The following is a 23,764-nucleotide window of genomic DNA, read 5'->3' on the forward strand; positions in this document are numbered from 1 at the left end:
CCACGCGCAGCAAAGGAATGCCGCTGGGGACGCTCCGCGTCCCGCTGTCGACACAAGGCTCGAGCCCTGCGCAGGGGTGACGCGGAGCGTCACGGGATGCATTCCTTTGCTGCGCGTGGGAACGATCAGTGAGCGGCGGGCTGTTGATCTGGCTTTGGCTTTTGATGTTGATCCTGCTTTTGATCTTTCGCCCCTTCGGCAAGCCGAGCGTAGGTGTTCATCAGGGGGTCAGGCGCGTAGCGCCGTTCGGCGAAGCCGAACACATCGAGAGGAGGTCGTCGCGAAGCAGACCGTAGGCGATGCCCCCTGATGGACACCGGAGCGAGGGAACGCGGAGCTTTAGCGAGGCGCCGTACGCCGGGGCGAAGCCTTTTGGTTCCTTTTTGGCGTTTGAAAAAGGGACTCGCTGTAAAAGCGAAACCATAATCAGCCGTTACCGCAGCAACGGATATGTACACAATCAAACCACCCAACCAAAAATGCCCCGATCTCTCGACCGGGGCATTTCTGTTTAACGCAACTTACAAAAGCAAACCTGAAGCCTTAGTGAGCAACCGCCCCACTCGCCCCCAAGCCCGTCTGCGAACGAACAAACTGAGGGAAGAACAGCGCCCGCTCATTGTCAGCCGCGGTCGACTTGTCAGTGATCGAGAAGAACCAGATCCCGACAAACGCAATGGCCATGGAGAACAGCGCCGGGTACTCATACGGGAAGATAGCCTTCTCGTGATGCAGGATCTGCACCCAAATGGTTGGCCCAAGGACCATCAAACCAACGGCACTGATCAGACCCAACCAGCCGCCGATCATCGCACCACGTGTGGTCAGCTTCTTCCAGTACATGGAAAGCAGCAGCACGGGGAAGTTACAGCTCGCCGCGATGGAGAACGCCAGGCCTACCATGAACGCGATGTTCTGGCTTTCGAACAGAATACCCAGACCGATCGCCAGCACGCCCAGACAGACCGTGGTGATTTTCGAGACGCGGATCTCGTCCTTGTCGTTGGCCTTGCCCTTCTTGATCACGCTGGCGTAAAGGTCGTGAGACACCGCCGTAGCGCCGGCCAGCGTCAAACCAGCCACCACAGCCAGAATGGTTGCGAACGCGACTGCCGAGATGAAGCCCAAGAAGATACTGCCACCCACCGCGTTGGACAGGTGCACCGCCGCCATGTTGTTGCCGCCCAACAGCGCGCCAGCAGCATCTTTAAAGGCAGGGTTGGTGCTGACCAGCAGGATCGCGCCGAAGCCGATGATGAACGTCAGGATGTAGAAGTAGCCAATGAAGCCGGTTGCATACAGCACGCTCTTGCGAGCTTCTTTCGCGTCACTCACGGTGAAGAAGCGCATCAGAATGTGCGGCAGGCCAGCGGTACCGAACATCAGTGCCAGGCCAAGCGAGAATGCCGAGACCGGATCTTTCACCAGACCGCCCGGGCTCATGATCGCTTCACCTTTAGGGTGAACCTTGATCGCCTCGGAAAACAGCAAGCTGAAGTCGAAGTTGACGTGCTTCATGACCATCAGCGCCATGAACGAAGCACCTGACAGCAACAACACTGCCTTGATGATCTGCACCCAAGTGGTCGCCAACATGCCGCCGAACAACACGTACATGCACATCAGGATACCGACCAGGATCACGGCAACGTAGTAGTCGAGACCGAACAGCAGCTGAATCAGCTTGCCGGCACCAACCATTTGCGCGATCAGGTAGAACGCCACCACCACCAGCGAGCCGCAAGCGGACAGCGTGCGGATCTGGGTTTGCCCAAGGCGGTAGGACGCCACGTCGGCAAAGGTGTATTTACCCAGGTTACGCAGACGCTCGGCGATCAGGAACAGAATGATCGGCCAGCCCACCAGGAACCCGATCGAGTAGATCAGGCCGTCGTAGCCGGAGGTGAACACCAGGGCGGAAATACCCAGGAAGGACGCCGCTGACATGTAGTCACCGGCAATCGCCAGACCGTTCTGGAAGCCGGTGATCTTGCCACCCGCCGCATAGTAGTCGGCTGCCGAATTATTGCGCTTGGAAGCCCAGTAGGTGATGCACAAGGTCAGACCAACGAACGCGACGAACATCAGGATCGCGGAAACGTTGAGCGGTTGTTTGTGCACTTCGCCGGTCAGGGCTTCACCTGCCCAGACGACAGGTGCAAAGGCTGCGATGCTCAATAGAGCCATTAGACGCCGGATCATTGCTGAGCCTCCTTGAGAATCGCATTGTTCAGGTCGTCGAATTCGCCATTGGCGCGTCGTACGTAGATTGCAGTCAGGACAAAGGCCGAGAGAATCAGCCCGACACCAATCGGTATCCCCCAGGTAATCGAAGACTCCGGGCTGATTTTCGCCCCCAGAATATGCGGCCCGTAAGCAATCAAAAGGATGAATCCGGAGTAAAGCCCAAGCATGATCGCCGAAAGAATCCAGGCGAACCTTTCTCGCTTACTAACCAGCTCCTTGAAGAGCGGGCTGTTTTGAATCGAGAGGTAAATGCTGTCGTTCATTGTTTTTATCCTCGCAGCACAGATGAAGTTGGAACGTTATCCACTCTATGCGGCTACGGAACTGGTTCCAGACGACCTTAGTATTAGAACGACATGACGGTGTTGCCATTTTTCAGCAAATAATAATTAGCCTGCTTTGCACCCATCTTCTCTCTACAAGAACGCAGGAACGCAAAAGGCCGCTTGGCAGTGATACCAAGCGGCCCTGTAAGGTGCTGACTAGACGCGTCAGCTCAAATCATTTGGTCCAGTCTGCAACGCGTTCCGGGTGTTTGGCCACCCAATCCTTCGCGGCGGCTTCAGGTTTGGCACCATCTTGAATGGCCAACATGACTTCGCCGATTTCGTCTTTCGACGCCCACTGGAAGTTCTTCAGGAACTTGGCAACTTCCGGAGCCTTGGTTGCCAGTTCTTTGCTGCCGATGTTGTTTACGGTTTCAGCCGCGCCATAAACGCCTTTCGGGTCGTCCAGGAAGCGCAGTTTCCACTTGGCGAACATCCAGTGCGGCACCCAACCGGTGACAGCAATGGATTCGTTTTTCTTCTCGGCACGGGTCAGCTCGGCAATCATGCCGGCGCCGGAACTGGCCTTGAGTTGATACCCGGTCAGATCGTAGTCCTTGATTGCCTGTTCGGATTTGAGCATTACGCCCGAGCCGGCGTCGATGCCGACGATGCGACTTTTGAAGCTGTCGTCGGTTTTCAGATCGGCAATACTTTTAGCTTTGACGTACTCCGGCACGATCAGGCCAATTCTCGCGTCCTTGAAGTTCGGACCGTAATCGACGACTTGATCCTTGTTCTTGGTCCAGTATTCACCATGAGTCACAGGCAGCCACGCAGACATCATGGCATCGAGTTTGCCAGTGGCCACGCCCTGCCACATGATCCCGGTGGCGACTGCTTGCAGTTTCACGTCATAACCGAGTTTCTGCCTGATCACTTCAGCGGCCACGTTGGTCGTGGCGACACTGTCCGACCAGCCGTCGACATAACCGATAGTCACTGCCTTGCCTTCGGCGCTGGCTACAGTAGAACTGATCGCCAGCACCAAAGCGGCACCTGCGCCCAAGAGTCGTCGCATCTTCATCGTTACTTCCCCGAAAGTGCTGCGCTCGACGGATGCCGAGTCGCGTCAACGTATTGTTATGGTGCACAGCGCCCCCATCACGCCCACCGCAAACTCATCCGAACATCAGCGCGATTTATCAATGAGAGCACTGATGCGTCGATAATCAACCTCCAGACAATGGCGACCTTCTCTGCTAGCGACCTCAAGGCATCGAGAAACGACATCAGAACGCCATTAATCTAGACCACCGGAAGCCCGCCGGCCAATCCGCCCAAACTTTGCATGTCAAAAGTATGCAGGCCACCAAGCACGTGGCAAATGAAGGTAACATGCGCGGCTTTGCTCCCAGACGGCCTGACCATGCCCGCGACATCCCGCTTTCCTTTTTTTGCTTATCTATTCGCCTGCCTGCTGGGGCTTTTTGCCCTTGGTGGCTTCTGGTATGGCCTCGGCAAACCGGTGATGCTGCCGGACGTGGCCAGTGCGACGCACAAGCTGCAATGCGCCTCCTACACCCCGTTCGACAAGGACCAATCGCCGTTCGATCAGCCGTTCAAGCTGCGCCCCGAGCGCATGGACGCCGACCTCGCGCTGCTGGCCAAAAGCTTCGAATGCATCCGCACCTATTCCATGACCGGCCTCGAGGCCCTGCCCGACCTGGCGCGCAAGCACGGGCTGAAACTGATGATCGGTGCCTGGGTCAACAGCAACCCGGTGGACACCGCCAAGGAAGTCGACCTGCTGATTGCCTCGGCCAACGCCAACGCGGACGTAGTGACCTCGGTGATCGTCGGCAACGAAACCCTGTTGCGCAAGGAAGTCACTGGCGCGCAGCTGGCCAAGCTCATTAACAAAGTCAAAAGCCAGGTCAAACAACCTGTCACTTACGCCGACGTCTGGGAGTTCTGGCTCCAGCACCCGGAAGTTGCCCCGGCGGTGGATTTCCTGACTATCCACTTGTTGCCGTACTGGGAAGATGACCCGTCGAATATCGACGCCGCTCTGCAGCATGTGGCCGAAGTACGTCAGGTGTTCGGCAACAAGTTCGCACCCAAGGACGTGATGATTGGTGAAACCGGCTGGCCCAGTGAAGGCCGTCAGCGTGAGACCGCCCTGCCGAGCCGGGTCAATGAAGCCAAGTTCATTCGCTCTTTTGTCATCATGGCGGAGCAGCAAGGCTGGCATTACAACCTGATCGAAGCCTTCGACCAACCGTGGAAACGCGCCAGCGAAGGTGCGGTCGGTGGTTATTGGGGGCTGTTCGATGCCGATCGCCAGGACAAGGGCGTGCTCGCCGGTCCGGTGTCGAACGTGCCTTACTGGACGCAGTGGCTGGTGGTGGGTGGTTTGATCTTCCTTGGCACGTTGATCCTCGGCGGCCGTGTACGCAGCACTCGCGCAGCGCTGGTTCTACCGCTGCTCGGTGCGCTGGCCGCTTGCTCGATTGGCGCCTGGGGCGACCTGGCCCGTGTCACTACGCGGTTTACCAGTGAATGGTTGTGGGTCGCTTTGCTGACGGCTTTGAATGTGTTGGTGCTGGCCCATGCGGCACTGACGCTGAGCGCTCGCACTGGTTGGCGTGGACAAGCGTTCAACACGCTGGAACGTCGGGCGGGCTGGTTGCTCGCCGCGGCCGGTTTTGCCGCTGCGGTGACGATGCTGGAGCTGGTGTTCGATCCGCGTTATCGCAGCTTCCCGAGTGTCGCATTCATCCTGCCGGCGCTGGTCTATCTGTGCCGCCCGGTGAGCGTGCCGCGTCGGGAGATTGCCCTGCTGACCTTCATCATCGGTGCCGGTATTGCGCCGCAGCTTTACCGTGAAGGGTTGCAGAATCAACAGGCCTGGGGTTGGGCGCTGGTGAGTGTGTTGATGGTTGCAGCGTTGTGGCGCAGTTTGCGGGTTCGCAAGGCCTGATCTTCAGGGCCGATGCCGGCCTCTTCGCGAGCAGGCTCGCTCCCACAATAGATCTTCAGTGAGCACAAAATCTGTGTACGACGAAGATCAAATGTGGGAGCGAGCCTGCTCGCGAAGACTGACTATCAGGCGCCGCGGGCTTGCCGGACCAACCGCAACCCGGCAATCACCACCGCAAAAACAGCCAAAGTCGTGTTGTACAACGCCAACGCCGGAAACCCGAACACCAGCGCAAGCACGGCCAACCACCACCCGGCCCGGCCCGGTAGCACAAAACCGATAACGGCTGCCGCCAATGCCGCGAAGCCCAAGACATTGAAGTGAATCATCAGGCCCAGGCTCGAACGAACCTGGCATTCCCAGCGACTCGCTTCGTCCACGCAGATGCCGACCCATTGAGCATCCTCCATGAAGCCATAACGCGCGCCATAACTGGCGGCCAGCCATAACGGCAGGAGAACGAGCAGCAGAATCACAGGCAGACGGCGGGACATGAAGCACTCCAATAAACGAAAACGGCGGCCAGCTTAATCCCCCGCCACCGGTAAGCAAACGCGTGTAAGAGATAATTGGTCACGAAATAGCTGCAAAGTGTATCGTCCAGCTACTATTACTCCGAAATTAGGCCTGATTGGTGCCGATCCATGGCACTTTGGCGCAAACCCCGTGGTCATAGCCTGCGAACTTCATTCGGCACCTTTCTCTAAGGGATCTAGTCATGCTCCGTTCCTTGCGCTTCGCCGCCCTGTTTGGCGGCCTTATTTTGAGTGCGTCCGCACTGGCCGTCGATATCGACGCTGCCAGCTATGGCTACCCCTTGACCAACCCGTTCGAGGCGACCATCGCCACGACACCGCCGCACTTGCGCCCGGAGTTACCGCTGGATGACGACATCGATCAGCAGACACGCAGCGTTACCTTGCGCCCGGAGCGTGCATTCGAACTGCCGGACAACTTCTGGCCGGTCAAAAAGCTGACCTACCGCATCGCCACGCAAGACAAGGCAGCACCGCTGATCTTTCTGATCGCCGGCACCGGCGCGCGCTATGACAGCAGCCTTAACGAATACCTGAAGAAGCTCTACTACAAGGCTGGCTACCACGTGGTGCAACTGTCGTCGCCCACCAGCTTCGACTTCATGAGCGCCGCCTCACGCTTTGCCACGCCCGGCATCACCAAGGAAGACGCCGAAGACATGTACCGGGTGATGCAGGCCGTGCGGGCGCAAAACCCGAACGTCGCCGTCACCGATTATTACCTGACCGGCTACAGCCTGGGCGCACTGGACGCGGCATTTGTCGCACACCTGGACGAAACCCGCCGCAGCTTCAACTTCAAGAAAGTCTTGCTGCTCAACCCGCCGGTCAACCTCTACACCTCGATTACCAACCTGGACAAGCTGGTCCAGACCGAGGTCAAAGGCATCAACAACAGCACAACGTTCTATGAACTGGTGCTGGACAAACTGACCCGCTACTTCCAGCAGAAAGGCTACATCGACCTCAACGATGCCCTGCTCTACGACTTCCAGCAGTCCAAGCAGCACCTGAGCAATGAACAGATGGCCATGCTGATCGGCACTTCGTTCCGCTTCTCGGCAGCCGACATTGCCTTCACCTCGGACCTGATCAACCGTCGCGGCCTGATCATTCCACAGAAATACCCGATCACCGAAGGCACCAGCCTCACGCCGTTCCTCAAGCGTGCGCTGCAATGCGACTTCGACTGCTACATCACCGAGCAAGTCATCCCGATGTGGCGTGCCCGCACCGACGGCGGCAGCCTGCTGCAACTGATCGACCAGGTCAGTTTGTATGCACTCAAGGATTACCTGCACGACAGCCCGAAAATCGCCGTCATGCACAACGCCGACGACGTGATTCTCGGCCCTGGCGACCTCGGCTTCCTGCGCAAGACCTTTGGCGATCGTTTGACCGTTTATCCACTGGGCGGCCATTGCGGCAACCTTAATTACCGCGTCAACAGCGACGCCATGCTGGAGTTCTTCCGTGGCTAAATACCTCCTGCTTATCGCAGCGTTACTCTGTGCAGGCGTCGCCAATGCCGACAACAGCAAAGCCAACGCACCGGTTGTGATTGACAGTGACGGCTTCAAGGAGCCGCTGAGCAAACTCAAATTCAACCCGGGGCTGGATCAGCGCGAGTTCGAACGTTCGACGCTTAACGCGCTGAACGTCTACGACCCGCTGGAAGAATGGAACCGCCGCGTCTATCACTTCAACTACCGCTTCGACCAATGGGTGTTCCTGCCAGTGGTCGATGGCTATCGCTACATCACGCCGAGTTTCCTGCGCACCGGTGTCAGCAACTTCTTCAATAACCTCGGTGACGTGCCGAACCTGTTGAACAGCTTGCTGCAGTTCAAGGGGCAGCGCTCGATGGAAACCACCGCGCGCCTGCTGCTCAACACCACCGTCGGCATCGCCGGCCTGTGGGACCCGGCCACAGCCATGGGTCTGCCGCGCCAGAGCGAAGACTTCGGCCAGACGCTGGGCTTCTACGGTGTACCGAGCGGCGCCTACTTCGTGTTGCCGATCCTCGGCCCTTCGAACATCCGCGACACTGGTGGCCTGGTGGTGGACTTCAGCGCGGAATCGGCAATCAACTTCCTGAACGTCTCCGAAGTCAGCTCCAACCATCCTGAGGTCTGGGTCCTGCGTGGCGTCGACAAGCGCTATCAGAACAGCTTCCGCTACGGCCAGCTGAACTCGCCGTTCGAGTACGAGAAAGTGCGCTACGTGTACACCGAGTCACGCAAGTTGCAGATCGCCGAGTAAATCCATCGGCGACAAAAAAGGCCATTCGATGCGGATCGAATGGCCTTTTTCATTTCTCACACATTAACTTTTAACGGTGCGCCAGATCTTGCTAACGAGCATCACACCCGCCAACACCACCGCACCGGCCACAATCCCCGCCACCGCATTCAGCAACGTCGGCACGATAAACCCGGCACCGCCCGCCCCTGCGCTGACGCTCTCAATCCAGTGATGAACCACCGGCACGCCATGGGTCAGAATCCCGCCGCCTACCAGGAACATCGCCGCCGTGCCGATCACCGACAGGCTTTTCATCATGTACGGAGCAGCACGCAGGATCCCGGCGCCGATACTTTTGGCCATCTGGCCAGGCTTCTGGGTCAGCCACAAACCGAGGTCGTCGAGTTTGACAATGCCGGCCACCAGGCCATAAACGCCGATGGTCATGACGATGGCAATGCCCGAGAGGACGATGACTTGCTGGGTCAGCGGAGCATCTGCCACGGTACCGAGGGTGATGGCGATGATTTCTGCCGAGAGAATGAAGTCGGTTCGGATGGCACCCTTGATCTTGTCTTTCTCGAACGCCACCAGATCGACCGCCGGATCGGCCACGGCTTCGACCAGCTCTGCATGCTCGGCCTGGTCTTCAGCCTTGCTGTGCAGGAATTTATGGGCCAGTTTCTCGAAACCTTCGAAACACAGGTACGCGCCGCCGATCATCAACAACGGCGTGACCAGCCACGGAATGAATGCACTGATGGCCAAGGCCGACGGCACCAGGATCAGCTTGTTGAGAAACGAGCCCTTGGCCACCGCCCACACCACCGGGATTTCCCGCTCGGCACGCACACCGGAAACCTGTTGGGCATTGAGCGCCAGATCGTCGCCGAGCACGCCAGCAGTCTTCTTGGCGGCCATTTTGGTCATCAACGCCACATCATCGAGTACCGCGGCGATGTCGTCGATCAGCAACAGTAAACTGCTTCCTGCCATGAATCAGGTTTCCTTCTTGAATGGATGCCGCGCAGCATAGCGCGGCCGGGGGCCGTACGGGGCATTCTTGAGCGCCGCGCGAGGCCGGTGCTACCATGCGCAACCGCCAGAACAGGCAAGGAACCCCCTGGTTTATGAGCACTATCCGCGAGCGCAACAAAGAACTGATCCTGCGTGCCGCCAGTGAAGAATTTGCCGACAAGGGCTTCGCTGCGACCAAAACCAGTGACATCGCAGCCAAGGCGGGATTGCCCAAGCCCAACGTCTACTACTACTTCAAATCCAAGGAAAACCTCTACCGCGAGGTCCTGGAAAGCATCATCGAACCGATTCTGCAGGCCTCGACACCGTTCAACGCCGACGGCGTGCCCAGTGAAGTGCTGAGCGGCTACATCCGCTCGAAAATCCGCATCTCCCGCGACCTGCCCTTCGCCTCCAAGGTTTTTGCCAGCGAAATCATGCACGGCGCCCCGCACCTGAGCGCCGACCTGGTGGAACGGCTCAACGGCCAGGCCAAGCACAACATCGACTGCATCCAGACCTGGATCGACCGCGGCCAGATTGCCCCGATCGACCCCAATCACCTGATGTTCAGCATCTGGGCCGCGACCCAGACCTATGCCGACTTCGACTGGCAGATTTCCGCGGTGACCGGGAAGGCCAATCTCGATGAGGCGGATTATGAGGCGGCGGCGCAGACGATTATCCGGTTGGTGCTTAAAGGGTGTGAGCCGGACTGATACACCGCGGTGCCCTCTTCGCGAGGAAGCCCGCTCCCACACTCGATTTCTGATATTCACAAATCCCTTGTGGGAGCGGGCTTCCTCGCGAAGGGGGCAACGCAGTCCTGAGACTAAAACCAAATGGCGTCCCAAAGCGGATAGTCGCCAAGCTTCTCCACCAGCCTCGCCCGCAATGGGTTGGCGACAACATATCGAGCAAGCTTCACCAAATCCTCCTCTCGCCGCACCGCATGATCATGAAAGCTCTGCTGCCAAAGACTGCCCGTCCTGCCGGTCACCGCATTGATAGATCGAGTACTCAACGATTTGGTCTGGCACATCAATTGCCCCAGCGACCCTCTTTGTAGCTGAATCAACCAGTGAAAATGATCGGGCATGACGACAAAGGCCAAAGAATCAGCAAAACCTTGCTCCTGAGCTTGTTTGAATTGCTGTACGACCATCCTGCCCAAGGTGTAATCCCTGAAAACAGGCTCTCGTTTGAGGGTATTGGCAGTCAGAAGATAGATGCGGTTTTGCTCGGCATATCGGCCGATGCGCAGACGGTGCGAAGCTGACAGCTCAGGCATTCCTTTGCCTCTCTCATGGATGAATTCATGAAAAGGCTAGATCAGTGAATTGAAGACTGAGGGGCGGACTTTTAGCTGGATGTGTCCGGGAGATTGCCTTCGCGAGCAAGCCCGCTCCCACAGTGGGTTGGCGGTGTTCAGACATTTTGTGTCTACCACCGAACCAATGTGGGAGCGGGCTTGCTCGCGAAAGCGGTAGATCAGTCACTACAAAATCAAGCAGTCACCCCCGCATCCGCCCGCAACCCCAACGCCTCAATCGCGTTGATCGCACATTGCTCATCAACATCAGAAAGATCACCGCTGATACCAACAGCCCCTAGCACATTCCCTTCCTGATCCCGAATCAAAACGCCGCCCGGTGCCGGCACAACACTGCCCTGCCCCAGACTGTTCAAAGCGGCGATAAACGCCGGTCGTTGTTGTGCATCCAGCGCCAGCAGGCGTGAGCCTTTGCCCAGGGCGATGGCGCCCCAGGCTTTGCCGATGGCGATCTGCGGGCGCAGCAGGCTGGCGCCGTCTTCACGCTGCAGGGTGACCAAGTGTCCACCCGCATCCAGTACTGCAATGGTCAATGGAGCCGCCGAGATTGCACGCCCTGCGGAAATAGCCTGATTGGTCAGGTTGACTGCAACTTTCAAGGTTAAAGCGCTCATGGTGCCGTCCTCATTTTGTTATAGGGAAAGCTGTTGGACTGCTTTTCGTTCAGAAGTCCGATGCAACAAATAGAACACAATGAGTTATTTTTTTGTATACAATAATTCTCGAAAAGCGCCACATGCGACGAAAAGCCACAGTAGATCGAGCTTCCGACGAATGAAACGGCCGCTTGAGAAAATGGATTGACCTGCGCCGTCCGCCGTGAATACACTCTGCGCAAAGCCACTTGTATACAATTACAAAACGTAAGAGGCACAAAACCATGAGCAAAATGAGAGCAATCGAAGCCGCCGTTCTGGTGATGCGCCGTGAAGGGGTTGATACCGCTTTTGGCATCCCCGGCGCCGCGATCAACCCGCTGTACTCCGCCTTGCAGAAGGTCGGTGGCATCGATCACGTCCTTGCTCGCCACGTTGAAGGCGCCTCGCACATGGCCGAGGGCTACACCCGCACCAAGGCCGGCAACATCGGCGTGTGCATCGGCACTTCGGGACCTGCCGGTACCGACATGGTCACCGGGCTCTACAGCGCCTCGGCCGACTCGATCCCGATTCTTTGCATTACCGGCCAGGCACCCCGCGCCCGTATGCACAAGGAAGACTTCCAGGCTGTCGACATCACCGCGATCGTCAAACCAGTGACCAAGTGGGCAACCACCGTCATGGAACCGGGCCAGGTGCCTTACGCGTTCCAGAAAGCCTTCTACGAAATGCGCTCCGGCCGTCCAGGCCCGGTGCTGATCGATCTGCCGTTCGACGTGCAGATGGCTGAAATCGAATTCGACATCGATGCCTATGAACCACTGCCGCTGGCCAAGCCAACCGCCAACCGCGTACAAATCGAGAAGGCCTTGGCCATGCTCGATCAGGCCGAGCGCCCATTGCTGGTCGCCGGTGGCGGCATCATCAATGCCGACGCCAGCGAATTGCTGGTGGAATTCGCCGAACTGACCGGTATCCCGGTGATCCCGACCCTGATGGGCTGGGGCACCATCCCGGACGATCACCCGTTGATGGTCGGCATGGTTGGCTTGCAGACGTCGCACCGATACGGCAACGCCACCCTGCTCAAGTCCGACGTGGTGTTGGGTGTCGGTAACCGTTGGGCTAACCGCCACACCGGTTCGATCGACGTGTACACCGAAGGTCGCAAGTTCATCCACGTCGACATCGAGCCGACGCAAATCGGCCGCGTGTTCAACCCCGACCTGGGCATCGTTTCCGACGCTGCTGCCGCGCTGACCGTGTTCATCGAAGTCGCTCGCGAATGGCAAGCCGCCGGCAAGCTGAAAAACCGTAGCGCCTGGCTGCAAGACTGCCAGCAGCGCAAAGCCAGCCTGCAGCGCAAGACTCACTTCGACAACGTGCCGGTCAAGCCGCAGCGCGTTTACGAAGAGATGAACCAGGTGTTCGGCAAGGACACTTGCTACGTCAGCACCATCGGTCTGTCGCAGATTGCCGGCGCGCAGTTCCTGCACGTCTACAAACCGCGTCACTGGATCAACTGCGGTCAGGCAGGTCCTCTGGGCTGGACCATTCCCGCAGCGCTGGGCGTGGTCAAGGCTGATCCGACCCGCAAAGTTGTGGCGTTGTCGGGCGACTATGACTTCCAGTTCATGATCGAAGAATTGGCGGTGGGCGCGCAGTTCAAGCTGCCGTACATCCACGTGGTGGTGAACAACTCGTACCTGGGGCTGATCCGTCAGGCTCAGCGCGGTTTCGACATGGACTATTGCGTGCAGCTGTCCTTCGACAACCTCAATGCTCCGGAACTCAACGGTTACGGCGTCGACCACGTCGCGGTCGCCGAAGGCCTGGGCTGCAAGGCGCTGCGTGTGTTCGAACCGGGACAAATCCAGCCTGCCCTGCGCAGAGCTCAGGAGCTGATCGAAGAGTTCAAGGTGCCGGTGATCGTCGAGATTATTCTGGAGCGTGTGACCAACATTTCCATGGGCACCGAGATCAACGCCGTCAACGAATTCGAAGACCTGGCGCTGGTCGGCAACGATGCGCCAACGGCGATTTCGTTGCTCGATTAACCCGGTCTGGCTCCCTCTCCCTCCGGGAGAGGGCTGGGGTGAGGGAAAGGTTTTGCGGCGCTCGCATTATCGGGATCAGACTTCAGATTCCCCCTCACCCTAACCCTCTCCCCCAGGAGAGGGGACTGATCGCGTTTTACCGGGCCATCTGTATTTAATCTGCACGAGGAGACCACCATGCCGCGTTTCGCAGCCAACCTGTCCATGCTGTTCACCGAGCAGGATTTTCTTGCCCGTTTTGAAGCCGCCGCCAAGGCTGGCTTCAGTGGTGTCGAATACCTGTTCCCTTACGACTTCAGCTCCGCCGACATCAAAGCCAAGCTCGACGCCAATGGCTTGACCCAAGTGCTGTTCAACCTGCCGGCCGGTGACTGGGCCAAGGGCGAACGCGGTATCGCGTGCCTGCCGGACCGGGTTGAAGAGTTCCGCGCTGGTGTCGACCTCGCGATTGCCTACGCGAAAGTGTTGGGCAACACCCAGGTCAACTGCCTGGCCGGTATTCGTCCCCAAGGCGTCGACGATGCCACCGTGGAAAAAACATTCGTTGCCAACCTCATGTACGCGGCCGACAAGCTGCAAGCGGCGGGCATCAAACTGGTGATGGAAGCGATCAACACCCGCGACATCCCGGGTTTCTACCTGAACAACACCGCACAAGCCCTGTCGATTCGCGAACAGGTCGGCAGCGCCAATCTGTTCCTGCAATACGACATCTACCACATGCAAATCATGGAGGGCGACCTGGCCCGCACCATGGCTGCGCACCTGGGCGAGATCAACCACATCCAGTTGGCCGATAACCCTGGGCGCAACGAACCGGGCACCGGTGAAATCAACTACCGCTTCCTGTTCGAACACCTGGACCGCATCGGTTATCAGGGTTGGGTCGGTTGCGAATACAAGCCGCTGACTACTACTGAAGCGGGCCTGGGCTGGCTGAAAACCCACAACGCGATCTGACGCAGATCCCTGTGGGAGCGAGCCTGCTCGCGATAGCGGTGTAACAGGCAACAGAGATGTCGAATGTTACGGCCTCATCGCGAGCAGGCTCACTCCTACCAAAAAGCAGTGCTCACCTATTTGCTTGAAGCAGCAATAAAAACAAGAGGATTTTCTCATGGCTAAAATCGGATTTATCGGCACCGGCATCATGGGCCACCCAATGGCGTTGAACCTGCAGAAAGCCGGTCACAGCCTGTTCCTGTCGGCGCACCACGACCCCGCGCCTGCTGACCTGATTTCCGGTGGCGCCGTCGCCCTGGCGAACCCGAAAGAAGTCGCGCAAGAAGCCGAATTCATCATCGTCATGGTGCCGGATACCCCGCAGGTCGATGACGTGCTGTTCCGCGCCGACGGTGTTGCGGCCGGTGTTGGCAAAGGCAAAGTCGTGATCGACATGAGCTCGATCTCGCCAACCGCCACCAAAGCCTTCGCTGCCAAAATCAACGAAAAAGGTGCTCAGTACCTCGACGCGCCAGTGTCCGGCGGTGAAGTCGGCGCCAAGGCCGCGACCTTGAGCATCATGGTCGGCGGTGAGGCCGATGCCTTCGAACGCGCTCTGCCGCTGTTCCAGGCGATGGGCAAGAACATCACTCTGGTGGGCGGTAACGGCGACGGTCAAACCGCGAAAGTGGCGAACCAGATCATCGTGGCGCTGAACATTCAGGCCGTGGCCGAAGCCCTGCTGTTTGCGTCGAAAAACGGTGCCGATCCGGCCAAGGTGCGCGAAGCACTGATGGGCGGCTTCGCATCCTCGAAGATCCTCGAAGTGCACGGCGAGCGCATGATCAAAGGCACCTTCGACCCAGGCTTCCGCATCAGCCTGCACCAGAAGGACCTGAACCTGGCCCTGGCCGGCGCACGCGAGCTGGGCATCAACCTGCCAAACACCGCCAACACCCAGCAAGTGTTCAGCACCTGCGCAGCCATCGGTGGCAGCAACTGGGACCACTCGGCGCTGATCAAGGGCCTGGAACACATGGCGAACTTCTCGATTCGCGATAAGTAAGCCCCGCTGACCTGTGGGAGCCAGCCTGCTGGCGATGAAATCGACGCGGTGTGTCTGATAGACCCCGGCGCCTGAATCGCCAGCAGGCTGGCTCCCACAAGGATCCGGGTTGCTCCACCCTCCAATAACAAGAAATCCGGGAGCCCGCCATGTCGGTCAATCCGCAACAATTCCTGCGCGAGCTGTTTGCCACAGCCATCGACGCGGCCCATCCGCAGCAAGTCCTCGAAGCCCATTTGCCGAAAGACCGCAGCGGTCGGGTGATCGTCATCGGCGCCGGCAAAGCCGCCGCGGCCATGGCCCAAGTGGTGGAGCGTTGCTGGCTGGGTGAAGTATCAGGTTTAGTGGTCACCCGTTACGGCCACGGCGCCCCGTGTGAAAAAATCGAAGTGGTTGAAGCCGCTCACCCGGTGCCTGACGCTGCCGGTCTGGCGGTCGCCAAACGCGTGTTGGAACTGGTCAGCAATCTGACTGAAGACGACCGTGTGATCTTCCTGCTCTCGGGCGGCGGCTCTGCCCTACTGGCTTTGCCCGCGGCCGGCATCACCCTGGCCGACAAGCAGTCGATCAACAAAGCCCTGCTCAAATCCGGCGCCACCATTGGCGAAATGAATTGCGTGCGCAAGCACCTCTCGGCGATCAAGGGCGGCCGCCTCGGCAAAGCCTGCTGGCCGGCCACTGTTTATACCTACGCGATTTCCGATGTACCGGGCGACCTCGCCACCGTCATCGCCTCCGGTCCCACCGTGGCCGACCCGAGCACCTCCGCCGAAGCGTTGGCGATCCTCAAGCGTTACGCCATTGAAGTCCCGGCCTCGGTGCGCAACTGGCTGCAAAGTCCGGAATCGGAGACGGTCAAACCCGGCGATCCGAGCCTGGCGCGCAGTCACTTTCAGCTGATCGCTCGTCCACAACAATCGCTTGAAGCCGCTGCGGTGAAAGCGCGTCAGGCCGGTTTCAGCCCGCTGATCCTTGGCGACCTGGAAGGCGAATCCCGCGAAGTGGCCAAGGTTCACGCCGGTATCGCCCGTCAGGTCGTGCTGCACGGTCAGCCATTGGCGGCGCCCTGCGTGATCCTCTCGGGTGGTGAAACCACGGTAACCGTACGCGGCAATGGCCGTGGCGGACGCAACGCCGAATTCCTGCTGAGCCTGACCGACAGCCTCAAAGGCCTGCCCGGCGTCTACGCGCTGGCCGGCGACACCGATGGCATCGATGGCTCCGAAGACAACGCCGGCGCAATCATGACCCCGGACAGCTACGCCCGCGCTGTAGCACTCGGTCTGAGCGCCAGCGACGAGTTGGACAACAACAATGGCTACGGCTATTTCGAGGCGCTGGACGCGCTGATCGTCACTGAACCGACCCGCACCAACGTCAATGACTTCCGTGCCATCCTGATTCTCGAGAGCCCTAAAAATGACGCCTGACAAGAAGGTCAAAATCCTCGCCACCCTCGGTCCTGCCACTAACGGGATCGACGACATCCGTGAGCTGGTGCAGGCCGGGGTCAACATCTTTCGCCTGAACTTCAGCCACGGCGATCACGCCGACCACGCTCAGCGCTATCAGTGGATTCGCGAAGTCGAGCGCCAGCTGAATTATCCGCTGGGCATTCTGATGGACCTGCAAGGCCCGAAACTGCGGGTCGGCAAGTTCGCCGAGGGCAAGGTGCAATTGCATCGTGGCCAGGCTCTGCGTCTGGATCTTGACCCGACGCCGGGGGATGAGCGTCGGGTCAACCTGCCTCACCCGGAAATCATCGCGGCGCTGGAACCGGGCATGGACCTGTTGCTGGACGACGGCAAGCTGCGTCTACGCGTGGTCACCAAGTATTCCGACGCCATCGACACCACCGTGCTCAATGGCGGCGAACTCTCGGATCGCAAAGGCGTGAACGTACCGCAAGCGGTGCTGGAACTGAGCCCGCTGACCGCCAAGGACCGTCGCGATTTGAGCTTCGGTCTGGAGCTGGGTGTGGACTGGGTCGCGCTGTCGTTTGTGCAGCGTCCGCAAGACATCCGCGAGGCGCGCGAACTGATTGGCGACAAAGCATTTTTGATGGCCAAGATCGAGAAGCCTTCGGCCGTGACGCAACTGCGCGAAATCGCTGAGTTGAGCGATGCGATCATGGTTGCTCGCGGTGACCTGGGCGTGGAAGTGCCGGCCGAAAGCGTGCCGCAAATCCAGAAAAACATCATCTCCATCTGCCGCCAGCTCGGCAAACCGGTGGTGGTGGCGACGCAGATGCTGGAGTCGATGCGCTTCTCCCCTGCCCCGACCCGTGCCGAGGTGACCGATGTTGCCAACGCCGTGGCCGAAGGTGCGGATGCAGTGATGCTGTCGGCGGAAACCGCGTCCGGTGAGTACCCGCTGGAAGCCGTGCAGATGATGAGCAAGATCATTCGTCAGGTAGAAAATGGTCCGGACTATCAGGCGCAACTGGACGTCAGCCGGCCTAAGGCTGAGGCGACGGTTTCCGATGCGATCAGCTGCGCGATTCGTCGCATCAGCAATGTGCTGCCGGTGGCGGTACTGGTGAATTACAGCGAGTCCGGTACGTCGAGTTTGCGTGCAGCGCGGGAGCGGCCGACGGTGCCGATCCTCAACCTGACGCCGAACCTGCAAACCGCTCGCCGGTTGACGGTGGCGTGGGGCGTGCACTCGGTGGTCAATGATCGGCTGCGGCAGGTGGATGAGGTGTGTTCGACAGCGCTGGAGATTGCCCAGGCGCAGGGCATGGCCAAGCGTGGCGACACGTTGTTGATCACCGCGGGTGTGCCGTTTGGGCAACCGGGGTCGACTAACTCCTTGCGTATCGAGACGTTGATCTAGAGCGCCCATACCGGTCTCATCGCCAGCAGGCTGGCTCCCACATTGGTTTTGTGTCGATCACGGAATCAAGACTGAACTGAGATTCAGTGTGGGAGCCAGCCTGCTGGCGATCAGCCGGGGTCGCGCTCGACCGACTCGCTCCCTTTGACTTTCAGAACTGCCATGCCTGCCAACCACTTCAACACCCACTGCCCCGATTGGGCGACTGCCCTGCTCAACGGATTCAGCCAGATCTTCCTCCAGCGCCATCCGCTGTGCGGTCTGCTGTGCCTGTTGGCCATTCTTTTCACCGCGCCCACCCTGCTCGGCGGTGCGCTGCTGGGCGGTGTCGCCGGTTTGCTCACCGCGCAACGTCGTAACTACGCAAAATCCGATCGCCAGGCCGGGTTGTTCAGCTACAACGGTGTCTTGCTCGGCTTGCTGCTGAGCCTCTACTTCCCCTGGTCAGCGATGTTGCCGCCGCTGATCATTGCTGCGGGCGGCCTGAGCGCGATGGTCACTCAACAATGGCTCAAACGCGTCCGGGTCAGCCAATACCTGCCTGCCTATACGGCGCCCTTCGTGGGGCTGGGCTGGTTGCTGCTGTGCTTCGCCACGCCCTCGACAAATGCGCACTTGATCGAAATCAATACGCTGAACATGCTCGCCGCACCACTCAAAGGCCTCGGCCAGGTGATGTTCCTCGGTCATCCGCTGGCCGGTGCGATGATTGCCGTGGGTTTGCTGATCGCTGATCGCCGCGCATTCTGCTGGGCGTTGTTGGCGTCTGTCGCGGGCATGGGCTGGAGCATGCTGCATCACGACTTCTATACCGCATTGATCGGCCTCGGTGGCTATAACGCCGTACTCGCCGCCCTCGCCTTCAGCTCGCAGCACCAGAAGCCTTGGCTGCCGTGGCTGCCGCTCATCGGTATTGCATCAGCGCTGTTGCTGACGCCGGTGTTTGCCGCCATCGGTCTGCCAACGCTGACCGCGCCGTTCATCCTCGGTTGCTGGCTGATCCGCACGGTTGTTCAAATGCTCGGCAAGACCACTGTCGCCCGTACGCCTTGCACTCTGGAGGAGAATCACCCTAGGCTGCGCTGATTCTCGGTTCAGGCGTTTTCCATGGACAGCAGCAAAAACTGGCGTGAAGAGCTTTACGTCATGGTTTTCCACAGCGACACCAAGGCCGGTCGGCGCTTCGACGGCATCCTGTTGTTGATCATCCTCGCCAGTATTGTGATCGTGATGCTCGACAGCATCGACGCGGTTCACCAGAACTACGCCAACGTGCTGGCGTACATCGAGTGGGGCTTCACCGTCATCTTCGCCATCGAATACGGCCTGCGCCTGTACTGCTCGCCCAAGCCGTTGCGCTACGCGTTCAGCTTCTATGGACTGGTGGATTTGCTGGCGATCGTGCCCGGCATTCTTGCGCTGTATTACGCCGATGCGCAGTACCTGCTGATTATCCGGATCATTCGGATGCTGCGGATTTTCCGCGTGCTCAAGCTCAGCCCGTATCTGAAGCAAGCCAACTATCTGATGTCCGCATTGCGCGGCAGCAAGCAGAAGATCGTGGTGTTTCTGGTCAGCGTCTGCACCTTGGTGACAGTGTTCGGCACCTTGATGTACGTGATCGAAGGCCCGGAGCACGGTTTCACCAGCATTCCCAAAGGCATCTATTGGGCTATCGTCACGCTGACCACTGTGGGCTTCGGCGACATCGTGCCGAAAACGCCGTTGGGTCAGGTGATTTCGTCGCTGGTGATGATCACTGGTTACTCGATCATCGCCGTGCCGACGGGGATTTTTACCGCCGAATTGGCCAACGCGATGCGCGGCGAACAATTGCAAACTGACTGCCCGGTGTGCAAGAAAAACAGCCACGAGCATGGGGCGGCGTTCTGCTCCCGATGCGGGAATGCGTTATTCAAGAAAATGGAATAAGCACAGAGCTTTTTAATCTTTAAAGGACTATGCGCGCCCCGCTATAGTCGCTGGCAAATTGCCTCACTTTTTAAATAAAAACTTTATAGAACAAGGAATGCGCAGTGAAAAAACTCTTTGGCGCCTCACTTCTGGCCGCTGGTCTGGCTCTGTCCAGCGTGGCTCAGGCCGCACCGACCCTGCTTAACGTTTCCTACGACGTGATGCGCGATTTCTACAAGGACTACAACACTGCCTTCCAGAAACACTGGCAAGCCGAGCACAACGAAAACATCACCCTGCAGATGTCCTTCGGCGGCTCCAGCAAACAGGCGCGTTCGGTGATCGATGGCCTACCGGCTGACGTCATCACCATGAACATGGCCACCGACATCAACGCCCTGGCGGACAACGGCAAACTGGTCCCGGATAACTGGGTCACCCGCCTGCCGAACAACAGCGCGCCGTTCACCTCGGCCACCGTGTTCATCGTCCGCAAAGGCAACCCGAAAGCCCTGAAAGACTGGCCCGACTTGCTCAAGGACGGCGTGCAGGTGATCGTGCCAAACCCGAAAACGTCGGGTAACGGCCGCTACACCTACCTCTCGGCCTGGGGTTATGTGCTGAAAAACGGTGGTGACGAAAGCAAAGCCAAAGACTTCGTCGGCAAGCTGTTCAAACAAGCGCCGGTCCTCGACACCGGTGGCCGCGCAGCCACTACGACCTTCATGACCAACCAGATTGGCGACGTGCTGGTGACCTTCGAAAACGAAGCGGAAATGATTGCCCGGGAGTTTGGTCGTGATCAGTTTGAAGTGATCTACCCAAGTGTTTCCGCCGAAGCCGAACCGCCGGTGTCAGTGGTCGATAAAACCGTCGACAAGAAAGGCACCCGCGCTGCTGCCGAGGAATACCTGAAGTACCTGTGGTCGCCGGAAGGTCAAGAGATTGCAGCGGCGAACTACCTGCGTCCGCGTGATCCGGCGGTGCTGTCCAAGTACACCGATCGTTTCCCGAAAGTGGATTTCCTGTCGGTAGAGAAGACCTTTGGTGACTGGCGGACTGTACAGAAGACTCACTTCAATGATGGTGGGATCTTTGATCAGATCTACAGCGGTCAGTAATTCCTGAGTCCAATGAAAAGGCGACCTGAGACGGTCGCCTTTTTTGTGGGCGGTCAGCTACCCCAGCGCTGAATATGCCACCGTCATCGCCAGCAAGCTCGCTCCCACATTTGTCTACCGTCGGTCACAGGATGTGTGTTCGCTGAGGATTCCCTGTGGGAGCGAGCTTGCTCCGGGCGGCGATCCGACGATAGCGGCCTCGCGACGCCATCGTCGATCCTGCGTTACATGGGGTCACAAACGTCACAATCTTCATGGAAGTGCCTTCCGGTTATGAAACGTGAGGAGAGAACATAAGCACGCTATCGAACAGGATGTAAGTGAATGTATCATCGGACCTCAATGTTTTGACGCAAGGTTCCTCGATGGACATCACACACGTCCGTCACTCATTCCGCAACGGAATGATTGCTATCACTCCAAGCCCTCTTCCGCCGTTCCGGTCAGCCCAATAGCCTGCGCGCATTCCCTTTTGTCAGCGAGACCCGTTATGAACCCAGCAACCCAAGTGCCCCACGGCACCGCAACAATGACCCGAGGCATGGTGCTGCTATTCGCTTTCTGCTGCGGCGCCATCGTTGCCAACATTTACTACGCCCAACCGATCATCGGCCTGATCGCACCGGACATCGGCCTGACCAGCACCATGGCCAGCCTGATCGTTTCGCTGACCCAGATCGGTTACGCGTTGGGTCTGTTCTTCCTGGTGCCGCTGGGCGATCTGCTGGAAAACCGCCGTTTGATGATCATTACGACCGTGGTGGCGATTGCCAGTCTGTTGGGCGCCGCGTTTACCGATCAGCCAAATGTGTTTTTGCTGATCTCGTTGCTGGTGGGGTTCAGTTCGGTGTCGGTGCAGATCCTGATTCCGCTGGCCGCGCATCTGGCGCCAGAGGAGTCTCGTGGCCGTGTGGTCGGCGGGATCATGGGCGGTTTGCTGCTGGGAATTCTGTTGGCGCGACCGGTGTCCAGCGTGGTGGCTGACCATTTTGGCTGGCGTGCGATGTTTGTGATTGCGGCGGTGTTGATGGCGGCGATCAGCATCGTGCTGGCGCTGACGATTCCCAAGCGCCAGCCTGATCACAGTGCGTCTTACGGGCAGTTGTTGGGTTCCCTGTGGACCCTGTTGCGTCAACAGCCGGTGTTGCGTCAGCGCGCGTTTTATCAGGGGTGCATGTTCGCCACGTTCAGCCTGTTCTGGACCGCAGTGCCGCTGGAACTGGCGCGCAATCATGGCTTGTCGCAAACCCAGATCGCGATCTTCGCCCTGGTCGGGGCCATCGGCGCCATCGCTGCACCCATTGCCGGTCGACTGGCCGATGCCGGCCACACCCGTATTGCTTCACTGCTGGCCCTGCTGTTTGCCAGCCTGAGTTTCCTGCCGGCGTTCATCCACCCGGTCTACAGCGTCATCGGCCTCGCCGTCACCGGCGTGGTGCTCGACTTCTGCGTGCAGATGAACATGGTCCTCGGCCAACGTGCGGTCTACGCCCTCGACGCCAAAAGCCGCAGCCGGTTGAATGCGCTGTACATGACCAGCATCTTTATCGGCGGCGCGTTTGGTTCCTCGGTGGCCAGTGCGGTGTATGAACATGGCGGCTGGTTGTGGATCGTGATTGTGGGTAGTGCGTTTCCGCTGTTGGCGTTGTTGCGGTTCTTGAGTGTTTCAGAAAAGCGTTCGTTGGCGACGGCGTAATCATTAAAAGCATCGCGGGCAAGCCACGCTCCCACAGGAATCAGGATCTCGCCTGATCCATTACGCCAAGGTCAACCCGGATTACACTCAGCGTCCTGAGCCTGACGCGATGCTGGATGCGATTCGCGGCTGAACCGATCAAATGTCGCCTGACCCGCGGCATGTTCTTTCAAGGAGTGTGCAATGACCCGACGTACCTTTCTCATCACCGGCGCCAGCAAAGGCATCGGCCGCGCGATCGCCGAGCACCTGGACCGCGCGGGTCATCGGGTGGTCGGAGTCGCCCGATCGCCCGACCTGAGCTTTCCCGGCATCCTGTTTCCGCTGGATCTAAGCGACAGGGCACTGACTCAGGAAGTGCTGGCGGATCTGGCCAGGACTTACGAATTTGATGGGCTGGTGAATAACGTCGGTCTGGTACGCCCCCAGGTGTTGGGGGAAATCGACCTCGACACGTTCGACGACGTGATGCGGGTCAACCTGCATTCGGCGTTGCAGGCCACTCAGGCGCTGCTGCCGAACATGCGCGTCAAGGGTTGGGGTCGGGTGGTGAACATCTCCAGTTTGACCGTGCTTGGCATCACCCAACGCACGGCGTATGCGGCGGCCAAAGCGGCGCTGATCAGCTTCACGCGATCCTGGGCGCTTGAGCTGGCGCAAACCGGCGTGACAGTGAACGCCGTGGCACCGGGGCCGACCGAAACCGAATTGTTCCGCGCCAACAATCCGCCGGGCAGCGAAGGTGAAGCGCGGTATCTGGCCGGCGTGCCGATGGGCCGTTTGGGGCAGCCGCAGGAGATCGCCGCGGCGATTGCGTTTTTGTTGTCCGAGCAGAGCGGGTTTATCACCGGGCAAACCTTGTTTGTCGATGGTGGGTCTTCGATAGGCAAAGCGGCTTTCTGAGCCGA

General features: G+C 58.9%; 21 protein-coding genes. 14 read left to right on the top strand and 7 right to left on the bottom strand.

The features are described 5' to 3' along the window. Positions 1 to 543: 543 nt before the first annotated feature. The 3 genes from ACA056_RS20670 to ACA056_RS20680 form a co-directional block, all read right to left on the bottom strand. The gene (locus tag ACA056_RS20670) at positions 544 to 2,202 is read right to left on the bottom strand and encodes a cation acetate symporter (RefSeq protein WP_497267369.1); all 1,659 of its coding nucleotides are present in this window, start codon (positions 2,200 to 2,202) and stop codon (positions 544 to 546) included. Next, positions 2,199 to 2,510, bottom strand: coding sequence for a DUF485 domain-containing protein (locus tag ACA056_RS20675; protein WP_497267371.1), 312 nt, complete (start codon positions 2,508 to 2,510; stop codon positions 2,199 to 2,201). The genes ACA056_RS20670 and ACA056_RS20675 overlap by 4 nt, the downstream gene beginning before the upstream one ends. A gap of 238 nt (positions 2,511 to 2,748) precedes the next feature. Beyond that, positions 2,749 to 3,600 carry a glycine betaine ABC transporter substrate-binding protein gene (locus tag ACA056_RS20680; RefSeq protein WP_497267373.1) on the bottom strand — a complete coding sequence of 284 codons (852 nt, stop codon included), beginning with the start codon at positions 3,598 to 3,600 and terminating at the stop codon, positions 2,749 to 2,751. Positions 3,601 to 3,900: 300 nt separating this feature from the next. Here ACA056_RS20680 and ACA056_RS20685 point away from each other — a divergent pair, with 300 nt between their 5' ends. Further along, positions 3,901 to 5,496, top strand: coding sequence for a glycoside hydrolase family 17 protein (locus ACA056_RS20685; protein ID WP_497267375.1), 1,596 nt, complete (start codon positions 3,901 to 3,903; stop codon positions 5,494 to 5,496). A gap of 125 nt (positions 5,497 to 5,621) precedes the next feature. Here ACA056_RS20685 and ACA056_RS20690 read toward each other — a convergent pair whose 3' ends face one another. After that, a complete protein-coding gene (locus ACA056_RS20690; protein WP_497267377.1) occupies positions 5,622 to 5,990 on the bottom strand; it encodes a hypothetical protein in 369 nt (122 codons plus the stop codon). Positions 5,991 to 6,214: 224 nt separating this feature from the next. Between ACA056_RS20690 and ACA056_RS20695 the strand changes: the two genes are divergently transcribed. Together ACA056_RS20695 and ACA056_RS20700 are read left to right on the top strand one after the other, a co-directional pair. Further along, positions 6,215 to 7,513: a serine/threonine protein kinase gene (locus ACA056_RS20695; protein WP_497267379.1), complete on the top strand. Its 1,299-nt coding sequence runs from the start codon at positions 6,215 to 6,217 to the stop codon at positions 7,511 to 7,513. Further along, positions 7,506 to 8,294, top strand: a complete 789-nt coding sequence (locus ACA056_RS20700; protein ID WP_497267381.1) for an MlaA family lipoprotein — start codon at positions 7,506 to 7,508, stop codon at positions 8,292 to 8,294. The genes ACA056_RS20695 and ACA056_RS20700 overlap by 8 nt, the downstream gene beginning before the upstream one ends. Before the next feature lie 63 nt (positions 8,295 to 8,357). Here the strand turns inward: ACA056_RS20700 and ACA056_RS20705 are convergent, their stop codons facing one another. Further along, on the bottom strand, positions 8,358 to 9,272 hold the full coding sequence (locus ACA056_RS20705; RefSeq protein ID WP_497267383.1) for a DUF808 domain-containing protein: 915 nt from the start codon (positions 9,270 to 9,272) through the stop codon (positions 8,358 to 8,360). Positions 9,273 to 9,406: 134 nt separating this feature from the next. Here ACA056_RS20705 and ACA056_RS20710 point away from each other — a divergent pair, with 134 nt between their 5' ends. Further along, a complete protein-coding gene (locus ACA056_RS20710; protein ID WP_497267385.1) occupies positions 9,407 to 10,012 on the top strand; it encodes a TetR/AcrR family transcriptional regulator in 606 nt (201 codons plus the stop codon). Between the two features lie 113 nt (positions 10,013 to 10,125). Here ACA056_RS20710 and ACA056_RS20715 read toward each other — a convergent pair whose 3' ends face one another. Then, positions 10,126 to 10,584, bottom strand: coding sequence for an REP-associated tyrosine transposase (locus ACA056_RS20715; RefSeq protein WP_497267387.1), 459 nt, complete (start codon positions 10,582 to 10,584; stop codon positions 10,126 to 10,128). A 215-nt stretch (positions 10,585 to 10,799) separates the two neighbouring features. Beyond that, positions 10,800 to 11,240 carry a GlcG/HbpS family heme-binding protein gene (locus tag ACA056_RS20720; protein ID WP_497267389.1) on the bottom strand — a complete coding sequence of 147 codons (441 nt, stop codon included), beginning with the start codon at positions 11,238 to 11,240 and terminating at the stop codon, positions 10,800 to 10,802. Between the two features lie 266 nt (positions 11,241 to 11,506). Between ACA056_RS20720 and gcl the strand changes: the two genes are divergently transcribed. The 10 genes from gcl to ACA056_RS20770 all read left to right on the top strand — a co-directional run bounded on the left by gcl (position 11,507) and on the right by ACA056_RS20770 (position 23,759). After that, positions 11,507 to 13,282, top strand: a complete 1,776-nt coding sequence (gcl, locus tag ACA056_RS20725; RefSeq protein ID WP_497267391.1) for a glyoxylate carboligase — start codon at positions 11,507 to 11,509, stop codon at positions 13,280 to 13,282. Positions 13,283 to 13,459: 177 nt separating this feature from the next. Continuing rightward, positions 13,460 to 14,242, top strand: coding sequence for a hydroxypyruvate isomerase (gene hyi / locus ACA056_RS20730; RefSeq protein ID WP_497267393.1), 783 nt, complete (start codon positions 13,460 to 13,462; stop codon positions 14,240 to 14,242). A gap of 157 nt (positions 14,243 to 14,399) precedes the next feature. Continuing rightward, complete coding sequence (locus ACA056_RS20735) at positions 14,400 to 15,290, top strand: 2-hydroxy-3-oxopropionate reductase (protein ID WP_497267395.1); 891 nt, start codon at positions 14,400 to 14,402, stop codon at positions 15,288 to 15,290. A 149-nt stretch (positions 15,291 to 15,439) separates the two neighbouring features. Then, positions 15,440 to 16,720, top strand: a complete 1,281-nt coding sequence (locus tag ACA056_RS20740) for a glycerate kinase type-2 family protein (protein WP_497267397.1) — start codon at positions 15,440 to 15,442, stop codon at positions 16,718 to 16,720. Continuing rightward, a complete protein-coding gene (gene pyk, locus ACA056_RS20745) occupies positions 16,710 to 18,125 on the top strand; it encodes a pyruvate kinase (RefSeq protein ID WP_497267399.1) in 1,416 nt (471 codons plus the stop codon). Before ACA056_RS20740 ends, pyk begins: the two co-directional genes overlap by 11 nt. A gap of 162 nt (positions 18,126 to 18,287) precedes the next feature. Further along, on the top strand, positions 18,288 to 19,211 hold the full coding sequence (locus ACA056_RS20750) for an urea transporter (protein ID WP_497267401.1): 924 nt from the start codon (positions 18,288 to 18,290) through the stop codon (positions 19,209 to 19,211). A 21-nt stretch (positions 19,212 to 19,232) separates the two neighbouring features. Next, positions 19,233 to 20,057 (top strand): ion transporter, encoded by an 825-nt coding sequence (locus ACA056_RS20755; RefSeq protein ID WP_497267403.1) that lies wholly within the window; start codon positions 19,233 to 19,235, stop codon positions 20,055 to 20,057. A gap of 104 nt (positions 20,058 to 20,161) precedes the next feature. Next, positions 20,162 to 21,160, top strand: a complete 999-nt coding sequence (locus tag ACA056_RS20760) for a sulfate ABC transporter substrate-binding protein (protein ID WP_497267405.1) — start codon at positions 20,162 to 20,164, stop codon at positions 21,158 to 21,160. A gap of 490 nt (positions 21,161 to 21,650) precedes the next feature. Next, a complete protein-coding gene (locus ACA056_RS20765) occupies positions 21,651 to 22,856 on the top strand; it encodes an MFS transporter (RefSeq protein WP_046046348.1) in 1,206 nt (401 codons plus the stop codon). A gap of 183 nt (positions 22,857 to 23,039) precedes the next feature. Continuing rightward, the gene (locus ACA056_RS20770; RefSeq protein WP_497267408.1) at positions 23,040 to 23,759 is read left to right on the top strand and encodes an SDR family oxidoreductase; all 720 of its coding nucleotides are present in this window, start codon (positions 23,040 to 23,042) and stop codon (positions 23,757 to 23,759) included. Positions 23,760 to 23,764: the final 5 nt, after the last annotated feature.

Source organism: Pseudomonas sp. LBUM1666 (assembly GCF_059695775.1).